The organism is Pelatocladus sp. BLCC-F211, assembly GCF_041928655.1.
Classification (GTDB): Bacteria; Cyanobacteriota; Cyanobacteriia; order Cyanobacteriales; family Nostocaceae; genus Pelatocladus.
In genome coordinates, this window is the sequence record NZ_JBHFLM010000110.1 from 18718 (window position 1) to 45348 (window position 26631).

General features: G+C 39.1%; 25 protein-coding genes. 14 read left to right on the top strand and 11 right to left on the bottom strand.

Annotated elements, in window-relative coordinates; genetic code table 11:
- Positions 1-5: 5 nt before the first annotated feature.
- Positions 6-1655, bottom strand: coding sequence for a PfaD family polyunsaturated fatty acid/polyketide biosynthesis protein (locus tag ACE1AT_RS13330; protein WP_374869019.1), 1650 nt, complete (start codon positions 1653-1655; stop codon positions 6-8).
- 592 nt (positions 1656-2247) lie between these two features.
- Between ACE1AT_RS13330 and ACE1AT_RS13335 the strand changes: the two genes are divergently transcribed.
- Complete coding sequence (locus ACE1AT_RS13335; RefSeq protein WP_374869020.1) at positions 2248-2703, top strand: Spy/CpxP family protein refolding chaperone; 456 nt, start codon at positions 2248-2250, stop codon at positions 2701-2703.
- 179 nt (positions 2704-2882) lie between these two features.
- Here ACE1AT_RS13335 and ACE1AT_RS13340 read toward each other — a convergent pair whose 3' ends face one another.
- Positions 2883-3890, bottom strand: a complete 1008-nt coding sequence (locus tag ACE1AT_RS13340) for a hypothetical protein (protein WP_374869022.1) — start codon at positions 3888-3890, stop codon at positions 2883-2885.
- A gap of 294 nt (positions 3891-4184) precedes the next feature.
- On the opposite strand from ACE1AT_RS13340, the gene ACE1AT_RS13345 reads away from it, so the two are divergent.
- From ACE1AT_RS13345 to ACE1AT_RS13355, 3 genes are all read left to right on the top strand, one after another.
- Positions 4185-4859 carry a rhomboid family intramembrane serine protease gene (locus ACE1AT_RS13345; protein WP_374869149.1) on the top strand — a complete coding sequence of 225 codons (675 nt, stop codon included), beginning with the start codon at positions 4185-4187 and terminating at the stop codon, positions 4857-4859.
- Positions 4822-5067 carry an element excision factor XisI family protein gene (locus ACE1AT_RS13350; protein ID WP_374869024.1) on the top strand — a complete coding sequence of 82 codons (246 nt, stop codon included), beginning with the start codon at positions 4822-4824 and terminating at the stop codon, positions 5065-5067. The genes ACE1AT_RS13345 and ACE1AT_RS13350 overlap by 38 nt, the downstream gene beginning before the upstream one ends.
- A gap of 147 nt (positions 5068-5214) precedes the next feature.
- Positions 5215-5559, top strand: a complete 345-nt coding sequence (locus ACE1AT_RS13355; protein ID WP_374869026.1) for a hypothetical protein — start codon at positions 5215-5217, stop codon at positions 5557-5559.
- Between the two features lie 248 nt (positions 5560-5807).
- On the opposite strand, the gene ACE1AT_RS13360 is transcribed toward ACE1AT_RS13355, so the two are convergent.
- The 6 genes from ACE1AT_RS13360 to ACE1AT_RS13385 all read right to left on the bottom strand — a co-directional run bounded on the left by ACE1AT_RS13360 (position 5808) and on the right by ACE1AT_RS13385 (position 12122).
- Positions 5808-6662, bottom strand: a complete 855-nt coding sequence (locus ACE1AT_RS13360) for a DNA adenine methylase (RefSeq protein WP_374869151.1) — start codon at positions 6660-6662, stop codon at positions 5808-5810.
- A 150-nt stretch (positions 6663-6812) separates the two neighbouring features.
- The gene (locus ACE1AT_RS13365; protein ID WP_374869028.1) at positions 6813-7988 is read right to left on the bottom strand and encodes an AbrB family transcriptional regulator; all 1176 of its coding nucleotides are present in this window, start codon (positions 7986-7988) and stop codon (positions 6813-6815) included.
- Between the two features lie 239 nt (positions 7989-8227).
- The gene (locus ACE1AT_RS13370; RefSeq protein ID WP_374869030.1) at positions 8228-9625 is read right to left on the bottom strand and encodes a DICT sensory domain-containing protein; all 1398 of its coding nucleotides are present in this window, start codon (positions 9623-9625) and stop codon (positions 8228-8230) included.
- A gap of 290 nt (positions 9626-9915) precedes the next feature.
- The gene (locus ACE1AT_RS13375; protein ID WP_374869032.1) at positions 9916-11415 is read right to left on the bottom strand and encodes a UDP-N-acetylmuramoyl-L-alanyl-D-glutamate--2,6-diaminopimelate ligase; all 1500 of its coding nucleotides are present in this window, start codon (positions 11413-11415) and stop codon (positions 9916-9918) included.
- A gap of 39 nt (positions 11416-11454) precedes the next feature.
- On the bottom strand, positions 11455-11745 hold the full coding sequence (locus ACE1AT_RS13380; protein WP_374869034.1) for a glutaredoxin family protein: 291 nt from the start codon (positions 11743-11745) through the stop codon (positions 11455-11457).
- Positions 11746-11948: 203 nt separating this feature from the next.
- Positions 11949-12122, bottom strand: a complete 174-nt coding sequence (locus tag ACE1AT_RS13385) for a twin-arginine translocation signal domain-containing protein (RefSeq protein WP_374869036.1) — start codon at positions 12120-12122, stop codon at positions 11949-11951.
- A gap of 408 nt (positions 12123-12530) precedes the next feature.
- On the opposite strand from ACE1AT_RS13385, the gene ACE1AT_RS13390 reads away from it, so the two are divergent.
- Positions 12531-13073 carry a CAP domain-containing protein gene (locus ACE1AT_RS13390; RefSeq protein ID WP_374869038.1) on the top strand — a complete coding sequence of 181 codons (543 nt, stop codon included), beginning with the start codon at positions 12531-12533 and terminating at the stop codon, positions 13071-13073.
- Positions 13074-13220: 147 nt separating this feature from the next.
- On the top strand, positions 13221-13850 hold the full coding sequence (locus ACE1AT_RS13395) for a ribonuclease H-like domain-containing protein (protein WP_374869040.1): 630 nt from the start codon (positions 13221-13223) through the stop codon (positions 13848-13850).
- Positions 13851-14000: 150 nt separating this feature from the next.
- On the opposite strand, the gene ACE1AT_RS13400 is transcribed toward ACE1AT_RS13395, so the two are convergent.
- Entirely contained in the window at positions 14001-14456 is a 456-nt protein-coding gene (locus ACE1AT_RS13400) for a rhodanese-like domain-containing protein (protein WP_374869042.1), read from the bottom strand.
- A gap of 341 nt (positions 14457-14797) precedes the next feature.
- Here ACE1AT_RS13400 and ACE1AT_RS13405 point away from each other — a divergent pair, with 341 nt between their 5' ends.
- On the top strand, positions 14798-16426 hold the full coding sequence (locus ACE1AT_RS13405) for a TAXI family TRAP transporter solute-binding subunit (protein ID WP_374869044.1): 1629 nt from the start codon (positions 14798-14800) through the stop codon (positions 16424-16426).
- A gap of 80 nt (positions 16427-16506) precedes the next feature.
- Here the strand turns inward: ACE1AT_RS13405 and ACE1AT_RS13410 are convergent, their stop codons facing one another.
- Both ACE1AT_RS13410 and pdxA read right to left on the bottom strand, forming a co-directional pair.
- Positions 16507-17019 carry a hypothetical protein gene (locus tag ACE1AT_RS13410; protein WP_374869046.1) on the bottom strand — a complete coding sequence of 171 codons (513 nt, stop codon included), beginning with the start codon at positions 17017-17019 and terminating at the stop codon, positions 16507-16509.
- Between the two features lie 200 nt (positions 17020-17219).
- The gene (gene pdxA / locus ACE1AT_RS13415; protein ID WP_374869153.1) at positions 17220-18302 is read right to left on the bottom strand and encodes a 4-hydroxythreonine-4-phosphate dehydrogenase PdxA; all 1083 of its coding nucleotides are present in this window, start codon (positions 18300-18302) and stop codon (positions 17220-17222) included.
- 308 nt (positions 18303-18610) lie between these two features.
- Between pdxA and ACE1AT_RS13420 the strand changes: the two genes are divergently transcribed.
- From ACE1AT_RS13420 to ACE1AT_RS13450, 7 genes are all read left to right on the top strand, one after another.
- A complete protein-coding gene (locus ACE1AT_RS13420) occupies positions 18611-18718 on the top strand; it encodes a PetM family cytochrome b6-f complex subunit 7 (protein WP_016859546.1) in 108 nt (35 codons plus the stop codon).
- 150 nt (positions 18719-18868) lie between these two features.
- Positions 18869-19849, top strand: a complete 981-nt coding sequence (locus tag ACE1AT_RS13425) for an SDR family oxidoreductase (protein WP_374869048.1) — start codon at positions 18869-18871, stop codon at positions 19847-19849.
- 134 nt (positions 19850-19983) lie between these two features.
- Complete coding sequence (locus ACE1AT_RS13430) at positions 19984-20901, top strand: NAD(+) kinase (RefSeq protein WP_374869050.1); 918 nt, start codon at positions 19984-19986, stop codon at positions 20899-20901.
- A gap of 328 nt (positions 20902-21229) precedes the next feature.
- Entirely contained in the window at positions 21230-21916 is a 687-nt protein-coding gene (gene nblR, locus ACE1AT_RS13435) for a response regulator transcription factor NblR (protein ID WP_016859549.1), read from the top strand.
- A 77-nt stretch (positions 21917-21993) separates the two neighbouring features.
- On the top strand, positions 21994-22557 hold the full coding sequence (locus ACE1AT_RS13440) for a DUF192 domain-containing protein (protein WP_374869052.1): 564 nt from the start codon (positions 21994-21996) through the stop codon (positions 22555-22557).
- A 501-nt stretch (positions 22558-23058) separates the two neighbouring features.
- Positions 23059-23253: a DUF2949 domain-containing protein gene (locus tag ACE1AT_RS13445; RefSeq protein WP_016859551.1), complete on the top strand. Its 195-nt coding sequence runs from the start codon at positions 23059-23061 to the stop codon at positions 23251-23253.
- Positions 23254-23812: 559 nt separating this feature from the next.
- Positions 23813-26581 carry a GAF domain-containing protein gene (locus ACE1AT_RS13450; protein ID WP_374869155.1) on the top strand — a complete coding sequence of 923 codons (2769 nt, stop codon included), beginning with the start codon at positions 23813-23815 and terminating at the stop codon, positions 26579-26581.
- Positions 26582-26631: the final 50 nt, after the last annotated feature.

The window sequence follows — 26631 nt, forward strand, 5'->3', positions numbered from 1 at the left end:
AATTTCTATTTTGGCTGATACTGAATGTAGTTAACTGGCATTTGCAATCCTTGGATTTGCAAACTCTGCATTCGGAATAAAAATGCAGTTCCTCTCATAATATGGTTAGCAATATCAACAACTTTCCGATTATTTGGTTCAGCGATATAAGTACCTTTTACCCAGTCATTAAAACTACCCATTGCTGGACCACACCAGATTTGATAATCAATTTCTCGACCTTTTTCCCCAGAGTTAGACCAGCGAGATGACAATCCAAGATACCAACGGAAAATGAGAGCCATTTTCAGTTTAGGATTGTTGGCAGCCTTGATTAATTTATCGGGATTTCTTTGGGATAAATAGGCTGTGGTTTCCTTCCAAATAACTTCAAAATTATTTCTAAAAACTTGTTTTTCTAGTTTATCTTTTTCTTCCGCTGGAATGTCTTCAATTGAGTCATATGTTTTATATAAATCCAGTAATTTTTGCGCCCGTAGAGGGAAAAAAGTTCCTCTTTTTAAAACTTGAAGTTTGATCCCCATTTCAAACATATCTGCTGCTGGAGCCATCATCACATCAGCCATCTCGGCTTGAGCCAATAATTGTTTTGTATGTTGAGAAGTTCCAGCTTCAACACAAGACTGATTAATAGAACCAGTGACAACATAAGAAGCACCCATCATAAAAGCAGCTAATGCTGATTGAGGAGTTGCAATCCCTCCTGCTGCTCCAACTCGAACAGGTTTTTCGTAACAGTATTTATTTTGAATTTCATCTCTCAATTCTAAAATTGAGGGTAAGAGGCAAACTAGAGAACGATTATCTGTATGACCACCAGAATCAGCTTCTACAGTGATATCATCTGCCATTGGAACTTGTTCGGCTAGTTTTGCCTGAAATTCGCTGATTAAACCTTGTTCAACTAATTGCTTGAGAATTTTTATAGGAGCAGGCTGAAGAAATTTGCTTGCAACTTCTCTGCGAGAAATTTTAGCAATGACTTTATTTTTGATTTCGATTTGATTGGCTGCATTTAAACTAAGCCCAGCAGATCGATAGTAGACGATGTTGTCAGTTAAATCTAGGAAAGCAGAAGCTTCTATGGTTCTCACTTGATATTTGAGATACAAATCAACAGTACTACGTTCAATCGCAGGTTCGCTGGGGCTATGAAGTAAGTTAAAAACGTAAGGGCCTTCTGGTAAAGCTTGTTGAATCCGGTTAATAGCTGCTTCGACACGGCAAGGAGATAGTCCTCCTGCGCCAAATGAGCTTAAAATTCTTTCTTTCCCAAGAGCAATGACTAGTTCTTCAGAAGCAATACCATGAGCCATTGCACCAGTCATATAAGCATATTTAACATTGTAAAAATCCAAGAAATTGCGATCGCCTAACTGTTGAATAGCTAGCGGTGGAATAGCTATCAGCATTTCCACTTTTCCTGTTTGTCCATTGGAATGGTGTAAATAACCTTCGTTGGTTACACCAATTTCATCATCTAATCTAATAATGTAACAAGGTTTCTCTAAATTCAGTAGCTTATTTTTTATACCTTCTTGATCAAAAGAGAGAGAATCTAAAGAACCTTGCCAAACTTGATTTTGCTTGTGACAAAACTCTGAAAATTTTAGATTGTTTTGATTTTTAGAGATTATTGTGTTTAAAATACTCACGTTATTAGCCCTCTATCTTGTATGCTTAGGAAGTAGTGACGCCTAGCTTTATTTTGTTAGAGAAACGGAAATATTAAACTAGTTTTTTTGCATTCCAGTAATAATCAAGGAGCTTATACCAATTCTTCGTGAAGCTGCATAGAATTTTACCCCACCCCCAAACCCACCCCCCAAGCGGGGGGGGGTGGCGAAGCCGGGGGGGGGTGGTTGTATTCGTCTTCAAAAAGAAAAGGTATTAGAAAAAAAAAAAAAAATAAATAAAAAAAAAACTTTTTTTTTTTTTTTTTTTTTTTTTTTTTTAAAAAACATTTAATCTTTCACCCCCAAAACACCCCCCCCCCCCGGGCTGCCCCCCCCCCCCCCGCGGGGGGGGGGGGGTTGGGGGGGGGCAAAAATTCTATGCAGCTTCACGAAGAATTGGTATAACTAAAACTAATTGTAGACAGATATCTGTGAGTTTACATTATATTATTGGTCACGTCACAAACATGACTTAAGTCATGGGCTATATGTGACTTTCTCCTCATGTGACTGTTAAATATAAATTCTTAAGATAGAGACAAATAAACACAGAAAACGCTAGAGGTCGCAAATGAAACTCAAAAAATTATCACTGATTGCTGGTGCTGTTGCTCTGAGTTTAACTGCTATTCCCTTTGCAGTCCAAGCACAAACAACCTCATCTTCTTTTGAAGTTGCACAAGTTCCTCAAGATAAAGGCCCATTCCAAAATTTAGGACTAACAGATACACAAAAAACCCAAATAGCAGAAATTCGCCGGAATACAAAGGCTAAAATGGATGCAATTCTTACCCCACAACAACGGGAACAACTCGCAAATGCAAAGAAAGATCGTCAAGCAAATCGTCAAGAAAGACGCAATTTAAAAGCCTCCCTCAATCTTACCGAAGATCAGAAAGCTCAAATGCGACAAATCATGGAGTCTCAAAAATCTCAAATTGACGCGGTTTTGACTCCTGAACAAAGACAAAAACTACAAGAAATGCGTGCAAATAAAGCTTCACGTCGTCAACAATTTAATCGTTAGCAGGAAATATAAATGATATTTCGTTGTTAGTATATTTTATAACGAAAGAAATTTATTCAGGCTGATCTACTGAAGCATCAAATTAATAACTTTCTCTGGGGTAGCAATGTCTACCCCAAATTATCTTGGTTTTGGATTTTAGCAAGCGTGCAAATAAATGTATGGCTTGCAAGTTTAAGTTAAAAATCCATCAGTGTAAAGATTGTATCTACTTCGCTCACTACTATATTTGTATCTGTAGTTTGTTGTGTAGAGTGAATCCACTTGCGTTGAATTTGTTCTGGTTTAGCAAAAAAATCATCCCAATTTGGTTGTACTTTTTGTAGTAAAACTTGCCATTCATTCTCCACATCTGCTGTACGAATTGTGCGATCAACAAATTCTTCTGCGATCGCAAAAGCAAGTTCATTAGGCTCACTCAGCAACTGTTTTAAAGCTATTTCACATTTACGAAGACTTTGGGCATGAGCTATCTTGAGATTGAGAAATATTTGTTCCGCAGAAGGCGAATTCGTCAACTGAGGAGTTTCTGGCTGTTTTGGAGTTAATCCATCTATATGGGGACGAATGCGATAAAGTATAAATTCTCGATAGCTCAGTTTACACTCAGCCAATATTTGAAATGCAATTTTTAGCTGACTTGGTATAGTTGAAATAAGTTGATCTGGTATTATTGTTGCTAGTACTTGGATAAATTCAGAACTTTTGCTGGCTGTGAATTTTCCCAAAATTGTCTTGTTAATCAGTATCTCTGCTATTTGAGATTTTACTCGCTCAAGCGATCGCCCGAGTTCATGCTCTAGAGATAATAAATTTTGCAAAAAATGAGCGCGAACTTCATTCAGGTACTGTTCGTAGACAATTTCATAGCTATTCTCAATCTGAACCCGCCTTTCTATCTCTGATATAGAAGGAATTCCTGTATCAGTTCGACAAATTTGCAAAGTTACTTCTACTTGTTTTTTTAAGTCGGTATCTACATTTTGCCGCTTTTTACCTAATTCCTGAAGCAGTTTCTCAAAACTATGTGTAAGTTCTTGCCACAGTTGTATAAAATTATGCTCAAACAACGCTATGCTTTGAGAATCTAAGTTTGTCTGTTTTGAATATTTTTGGACAGTTTTTTCTGCAAAGGAAAGATGGTGATCAATGATGTCAGTTATGTTTTGAGTAGTATGTGTGTTCATTTGACAGCTTATTCGAGCAATGGTTTAGAGTTTAGCGAGGGTTGAGAGAAAAATAATATCAAATTTATAAGTAATATTACTGGATACATAGTAATAAAAGAAATATATCTACTTTATCGTTGTTAGTATTTACTTAGCTCGGCAAATAAAAATTGAAAAAATAAAATATAGTTAAATACTTGGTCGATACAAGCATAGCATGTCATTTTTATTACTTGCATCTTAATTATGATTATTCATTGAGTAATCACACAAGCTATATTGCAGTTATATAGATTATTAGGAACAACACCTGTGTTTCCTTTGTACGACGAAAATCCAACGCGAACTACCCCATACATCACCTATGGGTTGATTGGGATGAACGTTCTAATTTTTCTGCATGAACTTCAACTATCAAATGAACAACTAAATCAGTTTTTGCAGTTATATGCAGTTATCCCTGAACAATTAACTACCAACTTCACTGGCGAATGGACAACATTATTTACGTCCCAATTTCTTCATGGTGGTTGGTGGCATTTAATTTCAAATATGCTATTTCTGTTTGTTTTTGGTAATAATATCGAAGATAAACTGGGGCATTTTAAGTATATAACTTATTATCTGATTTGTGGTGCTTTTGCTGCCCTATGTCAGTGGTTTATCAGTATGAATTCTGGGATTCCTTCATTGGGAGCAAGTGGTGCAATTTTTGGAATTTTAGGAGGCTATATTATTGCATTTCCCCAGTCAAGAGTTGTCACATTAATATTTTTAGGTATTTTTGTCACAACTGTGAGAATTCCAGCCTTATTTCTGATTGGGCTTTACTTTATTCAAAATTTGATTTCTGGTTTTGCAAGTCTACAAGCAGCAGCCAATATGAGTGTAGAGACCGGGGGAATTGCTTACTGGGCGCACATTGGTGGTTTTGTCGCTGGAGTGGTTCTTGCTCCCTTTTTGGGACTGCATAGACGAGAATATTAAGCACCCGCGATCGCTACCTGTGGATGGATATCGGTTGGGATGCTTGGTGCATATTGACTTGATTGATGGCAAGATTTGGATTCAAAGAGATGGGACAGAAGAAGGGATTGCAGCAGATTTAGAACGAGCAGGAATTCCCATAGAGCATATTGTACTTGGGTTCCGTCCACCAGAGTTGCGACAATATACAGACTATGGTGTAGCTTGAAAGACAGTTATCAGTTATCCCTATTTGAAAAAAGAATGCGACAGATAGACCACTTGTAGAGACGCGATAAATCGCGTCTTGACTTAAAAATCAAGGGTGCGTTACAGCATGAGGTGATCATAAAGATAGCGAAAAGAAATCGCGATTTTGTTCGCGACTATACTCCCAAAACATTACATTTCACCTTCAGAACCTCAAACTTCAAGCTTAGAACTCGGAACTTTGAGCTTAGAACTCGGAACTTCAAGCTTAGAACTCGGAACTTCGAGCTTAGAACTCGGAACTTTGAGCTTAGAACTCGGAACTTCGAGCTTAGAACTCGGAACTTTGAGCTTAGAACTCGGAACTTTGAGCTTAGAACTCGGAACTTTGAGCTTAGAACTCGGAACTTTGAGCTTAGAACTCGGAACTTTGAGCTTAGAACTCGGAACTTCAAGCTTAGAACTCGGAACTTTGAGCTTAGAACTCGGAAAGTTTTACCTTATAAACTAAATCTTAAGTAGTGGACTGTCTAGGCTAAATATAGTGCAATAGAAAAAAGTTCGTAGTAGGCGCTGTCTTCGCTGAAAAAACTAAAAATCTAATGCACTATTTTAGCCTAGACAGTCCAGTAGGGTGCGTTAGGCGCTTTTATCATGTTTTTCGTGAAAAATTGAGATCAAAAAATGCGCCTAACACACCCTACAGTGATTTTATTTTTACTGAAATGCTAGTCAAGGACTTGTAGGATGTGTCAGCTATCAGTTAGAAGTCAGTACTATTAATTCTTTCTCTATTTCTTCTTTGGGTTGGTAATTAGTAATTATTAATTCTTTCCCTTTGGCTGCTCCACTCTGTTTATAGTTATTCATTCCATACTGTAATTCCCATTCATAGATATTTAATGATTTAAAATTATCTCGGATTTGGGGCGAATTATCATATGTTATCAGCCACTTATGATGACATTTTTTCACTATTTCAGCGAAGTTTTTATGGTCAAAATAAATATGTAAATTACCATCTCGACCATAGAGCTTTGATTTTGTAGCAATAAAATAAGGAGGATCTAAAAATAAAAATATGTCTTCTTGTTCTGTGGTTAAAAGTTGACTGTAATCTAAATTCGTAATTTTTATATCATCTGTTAAAATATTTTCTAATTTTTCTAAACGTTCTATAGAAGAATGAGTAAATCTTTTATGAAAAGCTTCTTGTGAAAATCCACCTGATTCCACAGTGCCAGAAAAGGTAATTCTATTGAGAACAAAAAAACGCACTGCCCTATCAAGTTCAGTTAAAGTCTTAGTATTTTCTATACTGGTCAATTCTTGAAATAATAATCTACCATTTGTATATTTATCTTTGATCAGACGCAATTCTTTAACTAGGTGAGGTAAATTTGATTGAGCAATTTTCCAAAAAAAGTACAATTCAGGATTTAAATCGTTAATCCAAAATTTTCGGTCTGGAAACTTTTGTTTGAGGTAGATAAATACAGAACCACCCCCGACAAAAGGTTCGCGAAATTCCGAAAAATTATCTGGTAAGTATTTAGCAATTGTATTCAGTGCTTTGGATTTGCCACCAGGGTAACGCAGCGGGCTTTTGAACATCGTATAGGAATCCGGTTTATCCTCAAAAAATTTCCCTAATTTTAGGCTTTTCATCTTTGTGTCTTGGTGTCTTAGTGGTTCAAAAGTCAATTTTTCAACACTAAGACACTAAGACACCAAGAAATTTTCATCTTCCAGATTTACACCATTTTATACCGTTTTCCTTCTATCTTCTTTATTTTCAAAATGGCGAAACAAAAATATCCAAATAGGCAGGAAACTATTAATGGCAATTAGTCGTACAACATGACCTGCTGTAACAATTTCTACATTATGATCTAGTGTCAAAGCAACTAAAATAATTTCCGCAGCTCCTCCAGGTGCTGTCACCAAAAGACAAGTTAACCAATCCCAAGAGGTTAATTGCATCGCCAGCAAAGTAGCAGCAACCCCAGCAGCAAGAGTCATTGCGACTGAGATCAAAGCATATCCTATAGTTCGTTTTTGGAAAGTTGGTTTTTCGCCCCAATACTCACCAATAGTAATTCCCAACAGCGTTTGACCCAGTAATTTGATCAAGAGTGGTGGAGTAAAGTAGATATCACCTCCCAAAGGTAGCCAATGGAGAATTGGATTAAATGTTATTCCCACTAATAACGAGGCGAAAAAAGGAGCAGCAGGAACTTTCAATAATTTAGCTATATAAACTGCTAATGTACTGATGACCAATACTAACAAAAGTAGCTCTAGAGAATATGGCTGATTAGTAGATGATATCTGTGGTTGAGTAGAGGTATGATTTGTGACTCTGGCTATTAAGGGAATAAGGAAAACTACGCTTGTGACTCGTAGCGCTTGTACTAAGGCTACCAAAGTGACATTTTTGTTGTAATCTGCCGCAATAGCTGACATCACCCCCACACCACCCGGAACTGTAGCCAGCATTGATGTCAAAAGATTAGTTTTGCTCAAACGAGAATAAATGTAGCCAATGCAACCTCCACAGAGCATTAGAAACAAGGTGAGGAAAACAAAAACTGGAACACCAGCGGTAATATTGGCTAAATTAGCATGGGCATTAGAAGCACCGATAGTTATACCCACCAACATCATTCCCACCTGTCTAGCAGCGCGGTTAGGTTTAGGTGAATAGTTATAAAAAACCCGACATATCTGGAATACCAGCGCACCAGAAATGATTCCGCCAAAAATCCAAGCAATACCACCAAAATTAAAATGAAATAGAGCTAAACCAAAGGGTATAGCCAAAAGTAACTCTACACTCAGGATGATCAGTTGCTTGATAGATAGCTGTTGTTGCTTAACAACAGGATTTTCTGTGGTGCTATGTTCTTGATTAGGAACAACAGTTAAACTTTGATTCATTAAAAAGTGTTTTTTTTTATCGGCTAGTAAACAAACTAGCGCGATCGCACCACACATGCATCTGTAGATATTGTTATTTGTTGGTTGTTACTGGTTTTTACTCCAAGCACACCCCACACCCGCCACACTCCAAGCACCCCTCACACTATCAAAGTAGTACGGTTGCAGTCAGAAAACCGTAGTCAGGTAATCCTAAAGTAGATGCAGCAATTTTTCCATGTCTCCCTTGTCTCCACTTTCTACGACTTTTTGTCAAGGACAGCGGCTAACTGGACTGTAAAAGTAGAACCTTCAGAAGGTTTGCTTTTAACAGAAATAGAGCCACCACACCCGTGTAGTAGTTGTTGTACAATTGTCAGACCCAAGCCTGCACCACCAGGATCTTCTATTGGTAGTGGACGCACGCGATAAAAACGGTCAAAAATTTTGGGAATTTCGCTTTCGCCAATACCGATACCGCTATCACGAAATTCTAATTGAACATAATTGCCTTGGAGACGTCCCCGCACCCAAACTTGGCCTCCTTTGGGAGTATATTTAATGCCATTGGAAAGCAGATGAATGACAATTTGCCTAACTCCTCCACTTACACACCAAACAGCAGGGAGGTCTGTCGGTACGGTGTAGGCTAACATAATCCCTTTTTCTTGTGCTAGGGGCTGATAGGTACTAACTACTCCAGGTACAATGTCTGCAAGGTGTACTGTCTCTAGGTGCATTGCTTCCAAATTATGCTCAACCTGCACCAGTTCTAAGACGCCATGAATTAGCGAATTTTGGCGATCGCATTGAGTATTGAGCATTTGGGAATAGCGCTGGCGTTGGGGGTTTTTCAGACTAGCCGAATTTAATAGACTTAAAGCTGTCTTCATGTGCGTCAGAGGTGTACGCAGTTCATGACAAACATTACTTAAGAATTCGTCTTTGAGTAGCAAACTATGGTGTAGTGCTTGTTTTTGCTGTTCTATCTTGGCTATGCGCTGAGAAATAATTTGACGGTTAATTTCATCTTGTCGTTGCAGTTGTTTTGTCAACAATTGACTCATCAATGCTGGTTCAGGCGTACTAGTACAAATTAAATCATCTGGTGCGATCGCAAATTTTTCTGGCACTATTGCTTGTTTGATACCATCTAATACCTGCTGGATTATTAGTGGTTCAATAGTAGTTATTGTCAACAAATTTCTCTGATTTTTAATTGCTCTTTCAGCTACTGTTAAGCTGCAAAAGTTGGCTGATAATACTATTAAGAAATACTCTCGATCTATTTTTGAACTGGGGTGTAAATGCGCCTTGGGAGATTTTCCATAGGTTTGGGATGGTGAAATTATAGAGGGAGTGTTTCTCTGAGTTCCCCCATCAAGCAAAGTATTCCCCACATTCTCAATTTGGCAATTATAAACTACTCCAGAATTATCAAACTGCTGCTGATAGCGCTGAATTTCTGAATGCCAAATTTTTCCTGGTGGCAATTTTACCCATAAAGTTGCTGGAATCTGCTGTTCTATTAATAAATCTATTTGTGACTTCAATAGTGATAGCAGAGTAGCAGGAGTCACTGACGACACTGGAGGAGATGTTTGTCCACCCAAAGCCAGTTGAAATATTGATAGTTCCTGAACCAGAGAAACATTCATTTGTTATTTGTTATTTGTCATTTGTTATTTGTCATTTGTCATTGGTAGGGGAATGTGGAATAATTTTATACTACTTATTTCCAGTTCCGAGAACGCCGATTCAGTATTTATAAATTGTCTTTAAAGAGTAAGACAAGGAGAGGAAGAAACAAAGAAGAAAAATTCTCCCTTGTCTCCCTTGTCCACGCCAGGTGCTACAACGGAGGAGCCACTGCGGTGGACGGGTTCCCCGGCATAAAGCAGGTGGCGTGGAACCTCCGCAACGCACTGGCTCCCCTTGTCCCCAATCTCTAAGCTCTAGTCCTTAGCTTTTCTTCTAAGGCGTCGCGTGCGTGTTCTCTGTCATCAAAGTGGATTTTTTCGGTTCCCAGAATTTGGTAATCTTCGTGACCTTTACCAGCTAGCAGGACACCATCTCCAGGTTGTGCTTGCAAAATTGCACTCCGAATGGCGGTAGCGCGATCGCAGATCACTATTGGCTGAATTGTTTCCGGTATTCCTGTTAAAATGTCCTGCAATATCTGCTCTGGATCTTCAGTACGGGGATTATCGGATGTCACTACTGCTACGTCAGCTAGTTCGGCGGCTATTTTCCCCATTTTGGGGCGCTTAGTTCTATCCCTATCTCCTCCGCAACCAAACACACAAATCATCTTACCAGGAATAAACGGACGCGCAGCTTTGAGCAAGTTCTCTAAACTATCAGGAGTGTGAGCATAATCTACAATCACACTGATGTCCTGTTGTGGATTCACCTGTACTCTTTCCATCCGTCCGGGAACTCCCGGAAACTCTGGTATTACAGATACCACCAATTCTAAATCTAAACCTAAGTGTAAAACTGCTCCTATTGCTGCCAAAAGATTTTCCAGATTATATTGACCAACTAGGGGTGAGCGAAAAGCGACATCACCTTTTGGTGTGTGCAGTTTACCACTCACACCATTTGGTTCGTAACTTAAATCACTCATCCATAAATCAGCAGTGGAATTGCTGACACTATAACTCCAAACTTTATTTGCATCTAAAGATGTAATTAATCGCTGTCCGTAGGCATCATCAGCGTTAATTATGGCCCGCCCTTTGAGATAATCAGAATTAAATAGCAAAGCTTTGGCCGCGAAGTAATCTTCCATGTCGCGGTGAAAGTCGAGATGGTCTTGAGTCAGATTACTAAACACCCCAACTTCAAATTGGCAACCCATTACCCGTCCTTGTGCCAAAGCGTGGGAACTAACTTCCATCACACCATACTCGTTACCAGCAGCTATGGCTGCTGCTAGCTGCTGTTGCAGTTCGACTGCAAACGGTGTGGTATGAATGGCAGTTTGGGTGAAACCTGGCCAACGAGTATACAAAGTACCCATTAAAGCCGTAGGTTTATTGGCTTTGTGAAGGAAATATTCAATCAGATGGGTGGTTGTGGTTTTGCCATTTGTACCTGTTACCCCCACAAGCTTGAGTTTTTGTCCTGGATAATCATAAAAAACTTTAGCTAATTGGGCGCAGGCTTTTGTCATGTCTGTGGCGGTAATGACACAAGCGTCTGGGGTGGGGGGGTGTTTCTGTGCGGCGTTAGGAGATATGATTACTGCTACAGCACCAGCTGCGATCGCACTTTGCCAAAAATCCCCACCATCAACCCGTGTTCCGGGCATACCAATAAATAAATCTCCTGGAATGGTAGCATGGGAATTTGTTGTTAATCCTGTCACCTCACTGTCCATTGCTGGATGCTCAGGTAAATGCAAAATCCCTTCTACAGTAGCTATTAACTCCCGCAGTTTCATGTTGTGAACCTCTTCAAAAAAGGAACTAGAGATCAGGGATTAGTATAGATACTTCCGGAGTAAATTTTCCAACTGTTGTACTGTCGCACGGGGAGAAGGACGGGGTATGAGTTGCATTTTCTCTTTATCCTGAGCGTCATTCGCTTGATTGGCTACAAACAAGACAGGAACCTCATATTGATAAGCTTTAAACCAATCGTCATCAGTGGTAATATCCCGAATTTCTAGCTGTAGAGATGGAAAATTTTGCATCTCTACAATTTTTTCTAACTTTTCCTGCAAACCCTCACATAAATGGCATCCCGGCTTACTGTATAAGATCAATCGCATTTGTTGATACCAATTCTCACATTGCCAAGCAACAGACTTTTATTAGGTTACGATAGATACTTTACTCGTATGCACATCGTAACAAGCGCCAACAATTTTAAGTTTATTTTGACGAACAAGTCTAGATAAAATTGTTGAATCTTCTATTAACTTATTTGCTTGATATTTAATGTTGGCTACAACTGCTTAAAGCTTTTTCAGGACTAACACCGAATGCGATTGGCTGTTACAGCATCAGCGAGAGTTGTTTGGGGTGCGATCGCTTGTTGTACATTTAGTAGATCACAACCAGTAACGCTGGACACCATACCAATACTTCCTGCGCCTGCTAGCTTCAAGAAATGACGACGTCCAACAAATCCATTAATTCGACTCATCAATTTAGCTCAATAATGGAATCCAGCTATTCAAAGCTTTATTCGCTCAGGAAAATAACAATTTTTCCAGCTTTCAAGAGTAGGAATGGAGACGATTTAATAGTTATTTAATTTTTATTAAAAAAGATGTGAAGTTATAAATGTATAAGGATATAGAAAAACAGTAAATTTAATTAAGTGCAAATACTGGAATCAAATTAGGTATTTATTTAACTTCTTGAAGTTTTCATTTTTTATTTGAAATTACTTTACATTTATAGGATTGTAATTAACTGTAATTAACGCCAAAATCGGGATAGGCAAACATTTGGAAAGTTCTTGAATACTGAAAACTATACGAGTATCTCAAGAAACAAAAATCCAGGGTGCATGTCTCATCAATCAAGTAAACTACTTAAGTAATCCTTCATGATTCGACAATCTGCTTTTGGCACTGCTTTAAGTATGCTTGTCCTTGCTGGTGGGTTAACAACCACTTCACTAGGTCACACTTCAACAAAAAAATTATTCGCCAATCAGACGTTACTGACTTCATCACCTCAGATTGCGTCTGCTGTTACTTTCAAAACAACTGATTTGGAAAAATTAGTTTTTGAGCGAATTAATCGATATCGAGCTTCTCTAGGTCTAAAAAAACTAACTCTAAATGCAAAGATATCTAAACAAGCAAGAATTCATAGTCAAAATATGGCTAGAGGTAAAGTTCCCTTTAGCCATCAAGGATTTGAACGACGAGTTAATGCTATTCCTATTCGCTACATAAGCGCTGCTGAAAATGTTGCTTATAATCTAGGATATAATGATCCAGCCGCAGAAGCTGTCACTGGCTGGATCAAAAGTCCTGAGCATTTAGTCAACATTAAAGGCAATTACAATCTAACCGGAATTGGTGTGGCGACCAATAGTAAAGGTGAAGTTTATTTGACACAAATTTTTCTTGGTAATCGGTAATTGGTAATTGCTAATTGGTAATTAGTAATTGGTAATTAGTAATTGGTAATTGTTATTAGCCACCAACAATCAACTACCAACTACAATAATGTAGTGTCTGATGGGATTATTTTCTAGTAGACACTGCGTTATTTTTGTGACGATTACATGGAATTACAAGATTTTCAAGTTTGCGATCGCGACCTTAGCGACACTTCTCTCTCCCAGTATTTGCAAGCTGATGCGATCGCAGTTGATACAGAAACAATGGGATTAATACCACAGCGCGATCGCTTGTGCTTAGTACAATTATGTAATAGCCAAGGACAAGTAACAGCCATCCGTGTTGCTAAAGGACAAACTGAAGCTCCTAACTTAAAAAAATTACTGGAAGCGACAAATATCGTTAAAGTATTTCACTTTGCCCGTTTCGATGTAGCTACCTTACGTTACCATCTCGGCATTTACGTCAATCCTGTTTTCTGTACCAAAATAGCTAGTAAATTAGTTCGTACTTATACACCACGTCATGGCTTAAAAGATGTGGTGCAAGAACTAGAACAGGTAGAACTAGATAAAAGTTCCCAAAGTTCCGATTGGGGAAACGCTGATCGACTCACGGAAGCTCAACTTAGTTACGCTGCTAACGATGTCCGCTACTTACTCAAAGTTCAGCAAAAACTGATCGCAATGCTTGAACGAGAAGAACGTTTGCAGATTGCTCAAGAATGCTTTGAGTTTTTACCGACTATAGTCTCCCTAGATTTGTTGCAATTCAAGGATATATTTGAACATTAAGTTTTGGTCATTGGTCATTGGTCATTTGTCGTTGGTCATTGGTAATTTGTCATTGGTCATTGTTTTTACCAAAAGAGATCAGAATTTAAACCAAGCAACTATAAGCCCATCTCAACCAATCACCAATGACCAATAACTAATGACAAAAACTTATACTTCTTTTTCTGCTTGTTCTGTATGTTCTTTCATGCGATCCACAACATTGTATGCACCAGCACTAGGAGGAACTTGTGCTTCTATAACACCTTCAGTTGCACCACCAATTGCTTTCCATGCGGGTAAACCACCTTTGAGTTCGGATACATGTTCAAAGCCAGCGCTTCTTAACGACTGTGCGGCTTGGGCTGTTTCTTCCTCAGTTGCACCGTAAACATAGATATCGCGGCTTTTGGCGATGCTTGCTGTTGCACGATCTACCAATTCATTTAATGGCATTGGCATCGCACCTGTGATATGACCTTGGTTGTGAGTTTGGCGATCGCGCACATCTAGAATTGTTAACGCAGGTTCTCCCCACTCTAAACGAGATTTCAATACATGCACATCAGACTGTGCATGTATTGGGGGTTGTGAAGGAATTATATTTTCTACAAGTTTGTTATCCATAATTTTTCCTCATTTATTTAGACTAAGCACATTGACAAAACCTGAGAACGCCAAGATATGAACATACAGGACGTCCCCCGGATTTGAATCTCCCAGAGATGAGTGCATAATTAAAGTGACTGACCAAAATGTACCCAAAAAAGCTACTAAAATTTCTCTTTCTTGAGAATGAAGCTGATGAATTTTTCTCTATCTATCTAGAGGTATATTGCTTTATTTCAAAATTTATTTTGTCAGTTTGTAGATAATTTTTGATGTTTAACCACAATTTAATCTTTGTCAAATATAATACATTTAAATATTTTATTGTTAAATGATTTACTAAATAAAATTTTACATGTATGGCTACATCTAAAAATCCTCGGAGTTTAGGGTTTATTAGTTTTTTTGAAAACCTTGATCCTCAATCAAAATTAGTATTTATTAGCCTTGGTTTTGCCAGTGTTGGTTTAGTCTTATTTATTATCTGGAATATAATTGTCCGCCTCACTTCACCACAACTTATCCTTGCTGCGGGAGATCCAGAAGGAGAAAGCTATATTATTAGCGCAGCTATTCAAAAGGTTATACAAAAGAAATCCAACATTAACATTAAACTAGTTGCAACAGGCGGTACAACACAAAATCTAGAAATGTTACAAACAGGAAAAGCTGAATTAGTGACGGCTCAAGCAGATGTAATTGGGCAAGAAATGGATCTGATTGAAAGTCGTCAATCTCATTCAGCAACTTCTCAAATTCAAGCTTCTCCACGGGCTGTAGCAGTGTTGTATCAAGATTTGTTTCAGTTAGTTGTTAGAGATCCAAATATTAAGGCATTTGAACAACTCCGAGGTAAAACCATTGCTTTACCAGCTAAAGGTGGACAATATAAATCTTTTTTGAAAATAGCAGAACATTATGGTTTGGTAAAACAAGATAAACCAGATATGATTATTTCAGGTTTAAAAAGTAATTATTACGATGATAGGCAAGCAGAAGAAGACTTTAAATCGAAAAGAGCAGATGCGCTGTTTCGTGTCCGCGCTTTAGGTAATCTTGGTATTGCCCAGCTTGTTCAAGATCAAGATGGGCGCTTGTTAGCAATTGCTCAAGCACAAGCAATGAAAATCAAGTATCCTGCTTTTGAAAGTGCGAAAATTCCCCAAGGAGCATACAGGGGTAATCCACCTATGCCTTTGACTGAATTAGATACAGTTGCTATAGATCGGTTATTGGTGGCTAGCGAAAAAATCGATAACAACATAATTCGAGAAATTACGCAAATTATATTTGAAAATCGTCAAGAAATAGCAGATGCGATCGCGGAAAGTCATGCTGAAGTCAAACCTTTAGTTGCTAGTATTACACGTCCCAGAGATAATGATGGTACAGGTATACCAATTCATCCAGGTGCGATCGCTTTTTACGAACGAGATAAACCATCTTTTGTCCAAGAGAATGCAGATTTTTTAGCCTTAATTTTAACTATTTTTCTCCTTGTAGCTTCCTGGTTTCGACAACTTAAATTATGGGTAGAACGTAGTAAAAAAGATAAAGCCGATGACTATATTAATACGGCTATCAAACTTATGGATAAAGGTATAGGTAAGCTGGAAGATAGACAAAAACAACTTGATAATACTTTTAAAAATGCTGCTGAGGCTTTAATCGGCGAAAGAATTTCTCAAGAATCATTTCGTACTTTTAATGAAGCTTATAAAACGACAAGAGAAGCAATAGAAAGAGAGAAAGAAATTTTCTATCAAGAAATTGAGCAAAAACAAAGAGAAATTTCTGCGGAGTATATCAAGGCAGTTGTAGGATTATTACAAGATAAAACCATCAGCAAAGATTTACTAAAAACCAAATTAGACCAAATTCTCGAACAAGTAGCAAGTGACTTGATCGCCGAACAGATTTCTCAAGAATCCTATCGAACTTTTGTGGAAGCATATAAAATTACCAGAGACACTATTGAACAGAAGTAATTAGGTCGGCATAAAATAAAAAAATTAATAAAAAAGGTGGCTTTTCAACCACCTTGACAAAAAAATAAATTCAGAAAATTTTAAGCCAATACAAAATCAACATCGCTCGTTCCACCAGTTTCAGATTTTCCAGAACGCAATTGTTGATTATTTAATTCCACAGCAAAAGGTGTGCTATCTAAATTAAGATTGTAGTCAGTTTTCTCATTGGTATACCCAACACTGGCGATCATTTTCCGACCTTCATCGGTGTAGAGAAAAGCCAACATTTGATTTTTTTGTTGTTTATTGTCGTATGCCCAAATGACCATATATTGATTGTTTTCATAATCAAATATTTTGGGTGGCCGATTTGGGACATAACGCCCTGCTTCACCAAAACTTTTATCTAGAAAATCTTGCACAGAGTTAGTTTCTACAGCTGCATAAGCAACTTCTTGGGGAGAGGTAGCAACAGCGTCACCCTGACTTTCATCAACAACTTCTTCCTTCCCACGATTGCGGAAATAATCTACTGCGGCTTTAGTTCCAATAGCACCAACAGCAGCAATTCCAGCTCCGACGAGTATGTTGCGAAGTTTGTTATTATTCATCGTTGATTGTGATTGTTAAAAACACCACAGATAATAGTCAAGGGTCAAGGGTCAATAGTCAAGATTTGGTTGTTGATTTGTGGTTAAGTATTCCTCCTTGTCCACGCCACGTACTACAACGCTCTTAACCCGCAAGGGCGCAGTGGCTCCCCTTGTCCTCCTTGTTCCTTTCCCAATTTTTAATTTTTAATGTTTAATTTTTAATTGTTTTGTCTCCTCACTCTTGCTAATTCGCCTGCTAAGTTGATCGCTGCTTTCATACTGGTTGCATCAGCAATTCCCTTACCTGCAATATCAAATGCTGTACCGTGATCTGGTGAAGTGCGAATAAAAGGTAGACCGATAGATGTATTGACAGCACGGTCAAATGCCATTAGCTTGACCGGAATTAAACCTTGGTCATGGTAAAGTGCCAGATAAGCATCTGCGGCTTTGGTTGAGTTAACGCCACTGTACCAAGCTTTACCTGGCTCAACCCACATTGTATCGGGCGGAATTGGGCCATCTAGTTGCCATTGGGGGCGTTTTTGCCGTTCTTGTTCTAGCCAGGGAATAATTTTTTCTTGTTCTTCATGTCCGAGTTGTCCCTGTTCACCACTGTGGGGATTTAAACCCGCGATCGCAATTTTGCCACTATCAAGACCAAAATCTTTCTCTAAACATTCCACCAGCAAATCGAGTTTTTTTGTCAGCAACTCTGGTGTTAATGCTTCCGGCACTTGACATAAAGGTATATGTGTAGTTGCAAGTAAACACCTTAGTGTCCAACTCGTGTGGGGCGATCGCGCTACGAACAACATGCCAAATTTATCTGTACCTGACTTTTCAGCTAAAAGTTCTGTTTGCCCTGGATAATCATACCCTGCTGCTTTCCAAGCAGATTTGGCAATCGGAGCAGTCACGATCGCATCAAATTCACCTTTTTGGGTACAGGCGATCGCACGTTCCATATACGCGAAACTAGCTGCACCACTGGCTGCATTACCTGTCCCCATCACAATTTCGCGTTTAATTTCTTCTTCTAACGGCACATCCAGAATTGATAAATTTTCTGGATTCGCTAGAGGTACTAAATTCCCACTGACAAGAACCCTAGTATAGTTTTCCAAAAGTAAATCTTGGCTACCCACAACCGTCACATCAAAAATTTTACTCAGTTCTGGATCTGCCAAAGCTTTTAATATCACTTCTGGTCCAATTCCGCTTGGATCTCCCAAGGTTAGCGCTAGGCGTGGGCGATGCTGTAATGGTGATATAAGGTTTTTTTGATCGGACTGAGACATCATATAAGTGATTTTCTTAACACAGCTTGTTACTTTCCTTCATCAAAACCGCCTCAATGCGATAATGTGAAGTGTCACCCAACAAAGGAAAATGGAGTATAACAAATAGCAGCACTTGGTTTGTGGCTGTCTAAACAAACAATCACGAAAACAAGCAAGACATACTATTCACTCTGTTTATCTTTATAGGTTAATCTGAGAACCTGTGTCACAATACTTCATATTAGTCTAATCCTAATAGCAGTTCCAAAAGGCTCTGGTAGACTTAACTTAATTCAACAATTTGTAAAAAAGGAGAACTACAACAAATGGGCGGCGAAATGTTCAATGCAGCTCTACTATCCTTTGGCTTAATTTTTGTAGGCTGGGCTTTAGGTGCGTTGTTGCTAAAAGTCCAGGGTGCAGAAGAAGAGTAATTCTTTGAGTTGAAATTTTTACCAGACCGAGAGGCTTTGCTGTAGTCTCTCGATCCTGTCATCATGTTAAAGATAATGTAAACTTTTGTTTGCTCATCTAATTCTGTTAAGATTTTATTCATAAAACTTTAAGTTTCGCAAAAAACCCTCATGACATTATTAATTGTCGGTGCCACTGGCACCTTGGGAAGACAAGTGGCTCGTCGTGCCATCGATGAGGGGTATAAAGTACGTTGTCTTGTCCGGAGTGCTAAGAAAGCCGCATTTCTCAAAGAGTGGGGTGCGGAACTTGTACCGGGAGACCTGTGCTACCCCCAGACATTAAAAGCTGCATTAGAAGGTGTTACCGCCGTAATTGATGCGGCTACATCTCGTCCTACCGATTCATTAAGTATTAAAAAAGTGGACTGGGAGGGCAAGGTATCCTTAATTCAAGCGTGTTTAGCAGCAGGTATAGAGCGTTTTATATTCTTCTCCATACTGGATGCCGACAAATATCCAGAAGTCCCACTGATGGAAATTAAGCGGTGTACAGAAATTTATTTAGCAGAATCGGGCTTAAATTATACCACCTTGCGACTAGCCGGCTTTATGCAGGGCTTAATTGGTCAATATGGCATCCCCATTTTAGAAAATCAGCCAGTTTGGGTAACAGGTGAATCTTCGCCTATAGCCTACATGGACACTCAGGATATAGCTAAATTTGCAGTTAGAGCATTGAGTGTACCAGAAACCGAAAAGCGGACTTTCCCAGTTGTGGGTACTCGTGCATGGAGTGCAGAAGAAATAATTAGCTTGTGCGAACGCCTATCAGGCAGAGAAGCTAGAGTCACACGGATGCCAATTAATTTACTGCGTACTGTCCGCAAAATTCTCCGCTTCTTCCAGTGGGGATGGAATGTAGCAGACAGGCTGGCATTTACAGAAGTACTAGCAAGTGGTAAACCTCTCAATGCTTCGATGGATGAAGCATACCAAGTTTTTGGTTTTGATTCCAAAGACACCACAACCCTAGAAAGCTACTTGCAAGAGTACTTCAATCGCATTATGAAGAAACTCAAACAGCTAGATTACGAGAAAAATAAAAAGAAAAAAGACAAAAAAACTCCTTTTAAAAAAGTTAATAGTTAATAGTCAAGGATCAATGGCCAATGGTCAAGGGTCAAAAGCTATTAACGAAAGACTGATGACTAATGACTAAATTGACCAAAGTATGTCACGATTAACATAATAAAGAGCAGCTCCTAAAGATTGGATATTTGAGTGTGCCGAAAGTAGGCATTATCTACAACGACGTTAAACCGATAGCGGGTCGCGTCGCTATTGAACTTAAAGAAAAGTTCACCGCCCACGGTTGGGATGTCTGCATCACAACTGGCATCGGTGGCATGTTGGGCTACTCTACCCCAGAAAGTCCTATATGTCACACACCTATTGAGGGTTTGACACCTCCTGGTTTCGACCCAGAAACAAAATTCGCTGTCGTGCTAGGGGGAGATGGCACAGTCTTGGCAGCATCCCGTTTAGTTGCTTCTTGTGGTATCCCCATGCTCACTGTAAATACAGGTCACATGGGATTTTTGACGGAAACTTACCTCAATCAACTGCCTCAAGCAGTAGATCAACTAATAGCAGGTAAGTATGAAGTTGAAGAGCGAGCAATGCTCACTGTCAAAGTGTTTCGGGGAGATTCAATCCTGTGGGAAGCCCTCTGTTTGAATGAAATGGTGCTACATCGAGAACCATTAACCTCAATGTGCCATTTTGAAATTGCAGTGGGTCGTCACGCACCAGTTGATATTGCTGCTGATGGTGTGATTATTTCTACACCAACAGGTTCTACGGCTTATTCATTGAGTGCTGGTGGTCCGGTTGTAATTCCGGGTGTACCAGCATTACAGCTAGTGCCTATTTGTCCCCATTCTTTGGCATCAAGGGCATTGGTATTTCCTGATACAGAACCAGTCAACATTTATCCAGTCAATACTCCTCGATTGGTAATGGTAGTTGATGGTAATGGTGGGTGTTATGTTTTGCCAGACGATCGCGTAAATGTAGAGCGATCGCAATACTGTGCTAGATTTGTTCGCCTGCAACCGCCAGAATTTTTCCGAGTTCTACGGGAAAAACTAGGTTGGGGTCTGCCACATATTGCCAAACCAACCTCAGTGGAATTGCCGTAATTGGTGGATTGGGGATTGGGGATTGGGGATTGGGGAGACAAGGAAGATAACAGAGAAATTTCTCTCGATGCCCGATGCCCGATGCCCAATGCCCAATGCCCCATGCCCGATTACCCGAAATCTTAAACAAGAGATTAAATTTTCTGCGTATAGAGTTTTTTATTGCTAAAGCTATACTTTGACGTGCTAAAACATTTGAGATAGCTTGTCAACTCAGGATAATATCTATCACTAGTAAACTTGTGAATTACGCTTATAACTGGTGTACAAGCGTTCGTTAGAACATTTGTACGAATCTAAAATCTAAAATCCAAAATCCAACATCCATATGACGCTTGCTCACAACCCCTGTGTTTTGGTGATTGAAAGCGACGAGAGTCTGGCTCATCAGATCGCTTTTGATTTAAAAGAATCTGGCTATGATTCTGTTGTGGCTCATGATGGGGTGAACGGTTTGCAACAAAGCCGTGATCGCCAACCAGCTTTAGTTGTGATCGACCGGATGCTAGCAGGAGAGTCTGGGCTGTCTTTGTGTAAAAATCTGAGAACTACCGGAGTGCGATCGCCTGTGCTTGTCTTGATGGCACGGGATACAGTTGATGATCGCATAGCTTGCCTAGAAGCAGGAGCTGATGATTATTTTCTTAAGCCTTATCGGTCGGAAGATTTTTTAAACTTAATTCGCCTCTACTTAAAACCTGATGTAGACACCACAGAACAGTTACGTTTTGCCGATTTGGTTTTAGACCTCGCCACCCGTCGCGCTATTTATAACGGACGAGCGATCGACTTGACCATGAAAGAATTTGAATTACTAAAATATTTGATGGAACATCCTCGCGAAGTCCTAACCCGCGAACAGATTCTGGAAAATGTTTGGGGTTATGACTTCATGGGTGAATCAAATGTGATAGAAGTATATATTCGTTACCTACGCTTAAAAATAGAAGACGAAGGACAAAAGCGCCTAATTCAAACAGTGCGCGGTGTCGGTTATGTGTTGAGAGAATCTTAGTTCAGTTATCAGTTATCAGACTATTGTAGAGACGCGATTAATCGCGTCTAATGCTAATGCCCAATGCCCAATCACCAATGACTAAAACAATCCTTTCTATCCTATTGGGTGTGCTGTTAATAGGCTGTTCATCGCCTACACCAGCAAAATCTTCCACTGATACACCTAGTTCTCAAATTCAACCAGTGAAAACTGAGCAATTATCACTTGATACAAGTAAGGGTCAGCAGCTACCTATTTCTGCTCAGGCTGTTGTTCCCAATGGCACCAAAATAGACTTGGAAGTGGCGCAAACCCCAGAACAACAAGCAATGGGGTTAATGTATCGACCCGCTTTAAGCCCAAATCGAGGAATGTTGTTTCAATTTTCCACGCCGATGGCGGTCAGTTTTTGGATGAAAAATGTACCTGTACCTCTAGATATGGTTTTTCTCCGCAAAGGAGTTGTGCAGGCGGTCGCAGCCTCTGTACCACCTTGTACTGCTGATCCCTGCCCTACCTATGGTCCTAAAACCCAAGTAGATCAAGTCATTGAACTGCGATCTGGACGAACTAGCGAACTAGGATTAAAAAAAGGAGATATTGTTAAAATTGCTTACTTGGATTCAGGTAAATTACGGAGATCAAAAAATCAACCATGATGCTAAAACGCTTATACAACAAGATATAAGAAATTTTTGATAAAAAAATAATTAAGTACCTGGTAAAAAAGTTAATAGTAAAGTTAATATTTAATACAGTGTCAAACAGACAGGCCCTGACGTCTTCAAGCTGGGGTCTGAGTTTTGGCTTTTTGTAACTAAAATCTATCTTTTGGCGTACGTGTAAAGATTCGCCAATGAGCGATTATTTAGCTAAGGAATACTTCTGACTACAGGTGTATTTAGCTAAACAACTGAGGTAAAAAGGATAAACCTAATTTATCTAGGTTAGCTACTCGATATTTCCCAAGTGAAAGTAGCGCTACAATTAATAACTTCAACAGTGCTTTTCTTCAAAAACACAAGAGACATAAGCACCATTTATGGGTTGATTGTGTTAGCTCAGTGACTGATCAAAGGCTTGCTGTAAGCCCGATGAACTACTGCATAACATGTAGTCTCAGGGAGAAGCATAAACAACGTAAGGGGGTGAACTACAAAATGCTACCATCTAACTACACACAACTAATTCGTTTTTTACAAGAGGATTTGGCAATTTCTGCGGCTTCTATCAATGTTGCACTCCGCCACAGCAAGCAAGATCCCGGGCCTTTGCCAATGATTCTTTGGCAGTATGGGTTGATAACTCTCGAACAGTTAGAACAAATCTACGACTGGATGGAAACTGCGGCATAGATTAGGGATAGCTCATTGAAGGGAACAAAAAATGTGGCATCAACTCGGCTTCCTACGAAGTCTCGCAAGAAGGAAAGTTAGCTTAAGTAATTTATACTGTTTCACTTATAACAAGTTACAAGAGCGGGCTGATAATTCAGTTCGCTCTTTAAATTTGTTAATAATTTGTTATTTGTCATTTGTCATTCGTCATTTTTGACATACTCACCGACCTGAAGGCGCGGTGAGTATGTCAACTTGCTCCCGGAAGTTCTACGTGTTTATGGGCGACTTTAAAATTTTTGAATGATTGTTATATCAGTATTATTTCGGTTATTTTTTGGTAACAAAAATTATATTTTGAAAATTAAAATACTTAATATAGTCATTTCATCGGTAAAAACTAGATAAATAGGCGTATTTTTGTATTGTTCTTATATCCTTATTTATATATAAGAATGTATGAACAAAAGTATAATCATAAATCCCTATTTAATGCCTCGTGTCTACACGTTTTGTTCTTCCTGTGTCTTCATCAATTATCTCTTCTGACTTACTCCAGCAAATACCGGTCGGCTTAATGGTATTGGGTACAAATGCAGAAATTCTATTTTGCAATGTACTAGGTTGTCAACTGCTACATCGTACAGAACAAGAACTTTTGGGAACTACTGCTTTTGGTGCTTATTGGCAAGTTTTGCAAGCAGACGGAACAGTATTTGCTAACCCAAAGCTGCTGCTTTCAAGACAAGAAAATCTAGTTTTAGGTATTGCTCATCCTCAAAATGGTAGTTACATTTGGTTGCTGGTAAATACTCAACTGCAAGACAATACAAACCAAACAATCTGTACTTTCAGTCAGATCACTGAACGACAAAGCAGTGAAGTTAACCTACGTCATACTCAAACTCGCTTGGAACAACAAAATCAAGTGTTGTTGGCACTAGCTAAGAGTAAAACTATGGCATTAGGTGATTTAAATCATGCTTTAGATGAAATTACAGAAGCTGCTGCTAGCACCTTGGGAGTAGAACGTGTCAGCGTTTGGCTTTACAATTGCGATCGCTCCAAAATAGAATGTCTCAACCTCTACGAACAAACGCCAAAGCGTCACAGTAGTGGTGCAGAATTAGCAGCAGTCAACTATCCAGCATACTTTCAAGCATTAGAAACAGAGCGTACTATTGCTGCTAATGATGCTTATACTGATCTCCGTACCTGCGAATTTGGGACAACATACTTACCTGCGGTTGGCGTCACATCTATGTTAGATGCACCCATTTGGTTAGAAGGGAAAATGATTGGCGTAGTCTGTCACGAATTTACTGGGGGTGTGCGCCATTGGACTATTGAAGAACAAAATTTTGGGGGTTGTATCGCCGACTTAGTTACCTTGGCAATGGAAGCAAACCAGCGTCAAAAAGCACAAGAGGCGCTACGACAAAGTGAAGCTAGATTTCACAAACTTACAACCCATATGCCAGGGGTAATATATCAGTTTGTGCTACATCCTGATGGTTCAGTGAATATTCCCTACGTTAGTTCCTATTGTCGGGAAATGTTTGAATTAGAGCCAGAACAGATACAACAAAATGCACAACTGCTATTATCACAGGTTCATCCTGACGATCACCACACTTTACATGAATCAATCGCCATTTCAGCCACAACCTTAGAACCTTGGGTGTGGGAAGGGCGTTTTATTAATCCTAGTGGGAAGTTGAAGTCACTGTCTGGTGCTTCTCGTCCAGAAAAACTAGCAAACGGTGACATTCTCTGGGATGGCTTGCTAGTAGACATCACAGAACGCAAACAGACTGAAGCTGCTTTAGCAAAGCGAGAACGTTATTTAGCAATACTAGTAGAAGTACAACGGCGATTGCTAGCTGATGATACTGATGGCAATTGCTATACACACATTTTAGAACCACTGGGGCAAGCTTCTGGTGCTAGTCGTGTTTACCTGTTCGAGAACTTTGGAGATCATACAAAAAAATTGTTTGCTCGTCAGCGTGGCGTCTGGTGTAGCAAAGAAATCAACAATCTAACCTTACAAAATTTACCCTTGCTAGAAGTTTTTCCCCGTTGGATTGAATTGTTAGCAAGAGGTGATATTGTTACAGGCATAGCTACAGAATTTCTGGAGCCAGAACAAAATATACTTACTGATCATCATATTCTCTCGATTCTGGTTTTGCCGCTGATCGTAAACAATAAATTCTGGGGCTTTATTGGTTTTGATAATTGCCAAGAAGTACGTTCTTGGGATTCCTTAGAAGTGGATTTATTAGCCGCCGCCGCCGCAGCGATCGCTCTCCATCAAGAAAGAGCATTGGCAGAAAAATCATTATCTCAGGCTAAGGATGAATTAGAAATTCAGATAGACAAGCGAACCAAGGCTTTAAAAGATGCCAATCATCAATTATTAGTAGAAATTGCTGAACGTTCTGCTGCTCAGTGTGCCTTACAAGTCTCTTTAGAAAATTTGAAAAAAGCCCAAATTCAACTTGTTCAGAGTGAAAAAATGTCTTCATTGGGGCAAATTGTTGCTGGTATTGCCCATGAAATTAATAATCCAATCAGTTTTATTGCTGGCAATTTAGTATATGCCAATCAATATACATCTGATCTACTTGATATATTGCGCTTGTATCAAGAATACTGTCCTCACCCAGGAGCAGAAATTTTCCAGCGATCGCAAGAAATAGATTTCGATTTTTTGGTAACAGATTTGCCTAAGCTTTTGGAATCTATGCAAGTCGGTGCTAAACGTATTCGGGATATAGTCCTCTCTTTAAGAAACTTCTCACGCCTTGATGAAGCTGAGATGAAATCTGTTAATTTGCACGAAGGCATAGAAAGTACTCTGTTAATTTTACAACACCGACTTAATTCTCAAAATCGTAATTCTCCAATTCAAATTATTAAAGATTACGGCGAATTACCCAATGTTGAATGCTATCCAGATAAACTCAATCAAGTCTTTTTTAATATCCTGAATAATGCCATCGATGCTTTAGAAGAGTCAACAGTCTATCGTCAACAGTCGATAGTTAGAAATTCTGGACTTTTGACTAAATCAGAAATTCGTATTTGCACAGAACTTGCTGTTAATAATGTCCGGGTACGAATTGCTGATAATGGCCCTGGGATGAGTGAACAAGTCAAAGCACAAGTATTTGATCCCTTCTTTACCACCAAACTTGCCGGTCGTGGTTCTGGTTTAGGATTATCTATTAGCTATCAAATTGTAGTTGAAAGTCACAAAGGCGTGTTATGTTGCACTTCCAAACAAGGGGAAGGAACCGAATTTTGTATTGAAATTCCCGTTTGGCAAAATGCGACTTGATAAAAAAATAGAACCTACGTTCGTAGTGGGGACTTTAGTCCTTATTTTTA

What these genes read in the sequence shown, in the direction of transcription:
- ACE1AT_RS13395 (WP_374869040.1), top strand. Translation starts at nt 13,221, where the DNA reads ATGGAATTACAAGATTTTCAAGTTTGCGATCGCGACCTTAGCGACACT.
- ACE1AT_RS13375 (WP_374869032.1), bottom strand. Translation starts at nt 11,415, where the DNA reads ATGAAACTGCGGGAGTTAATAGCTACTGTAGAAGGGATTTTGCATTTA.
- ACE1AT_RS13390 (WP_374869038.1), top strand. Translation starts at nt 12,531, where the DNA reads ATGATTCGACAATCTGCTTTTGGCACTGCTTTAAGTATGCTTGTCCTT.
- ACE1AT_RS13385 (WP_374869036.1), bottom strand. Translation starts at nt 12,122, where the DNA reads ATGAGTCGAATTAATGGATTTGTTGGACGTCGTCATTTCTTGAAGCTA.
- ACE1AT_RS13410 (WP_374869046.1), bottom strand. Translation starts at nt 17,019, where the DNA reads ATGAATAATAACAAACTTCGCAACATACTCGTCGGAGCTGGAATTGCT.
- nblR (WP_016859549.1), top strand. Translation starts at nt 21,230, where the DNA reads ATGACGCTTGCTCACAACCCCTGTGTTTTGGTGATTGAAAGCGACGAG.
- ACE1AT_RS13450 (WP_374869155.1), top strand. Translation starts at nt 23,813, where the DNA reads ATGGTATTGGGTACAAATGCAGAAATTCTATTTTGCAATGTACTAGGT.
- ACE1AT_RS13340 (WP_374869022.1), bottom strand. Translation starts at nt 3,890, where the DNA reads ATGAACACACATACTACTCAAAACATAACTGACATCATTGATCACCAT.
- ACE1AT_RS13400 (WP_374869042.1), bottom strand. Translation starts at nt 14,456, where the DNA reads ATGGATAACAAACTTGTAGAAAATATAATTCCTTCACAACCCCCAATA.
- ACE1AT_RS13360 (WP_374869151.1), bottom strand. Translation starts at nt 6,662, where the DNA reads ATGTTCAAAAGCCCGCTGCGTTACCCTGGTGGCAAATCCAAAGCACTG.
- ACE1AT_RS13335 (WP_374869020.1), top strand. Translation starts at nt 2,248, where the DNA reads ATGAAACTCAAAAAATTATCACTGATTGCTGGTGCTGTTGCTCTGAGT.
- ACE1AT_RS13405 (WP_374869044.1), top strand. Translation starts at nt 14,798, where the DNA reads ATGGCTACATCTAAAAATCCTCGGAGTTTAGGGTTTATTAGTTTTTTT.
- ACE1AT_RS13380 (WP_374869034.1), bottom strand. Translation starts at nt 11,745, where the DNA reads ATGCGATTGATCTTATACAGTAAGCCGGGATGCCATTTATGTGAGGGT.
- ACE1AT_RS13445 (WP_016859551.1), top strand. Translation starts at nt 23,059, where the DNA reads ATGCTACCATCTAACTACACACAACTAATTCGTTTTTTACAAGAGGAT.
- ACE1AT_RS13370 (WP_374869030.1), bottom strand. Translation starts at nt 9,625, where the DNA reads ATGAATGTTTCTCTGGTTCAGGAACTATCAATATTTCAACTGGCTTTG.
- ACE1AT_RS13420 (WP_016859546.1), top strand. Translation starts at nt 18,611, where the DNA reads ATGGGCGGCGAAATGTTCAATGCAGCTCTACTATCCTTTGGCTTAATT.
- ACE1AT_RS13365 (WP_374869028.1), bottom strand. Translation starts at nt 7,988, where the DNA reads ATGAATCAAAGTTTAACTGTTGTTCCTAATCAAGAACATAGCACCACA.
- pdxA (WP_374869153.1), bottom strand. Translation starts at nt 18,302, where the DNA reads ATGTCTCAGTCCGATCAAAAAAACCTTATATCACCATTACAGCATCGC.
- ACE1AT_RS13440 (WP_374869052.1), top strand. Translation starts at nt 21,994, where the DNA reads ATGACTAAAACAATCCTTTCTATCCTATTGGGTGTGCTGTTAATAGGC.
- ACE1AT_RS13425 (WP_374869048.1), top strand. Translation starts at nt 18,869, where the DNA reads ATGACATTATTAATTGTCGGTGCCACTGGCACCTTGGGAAGACAAGTG.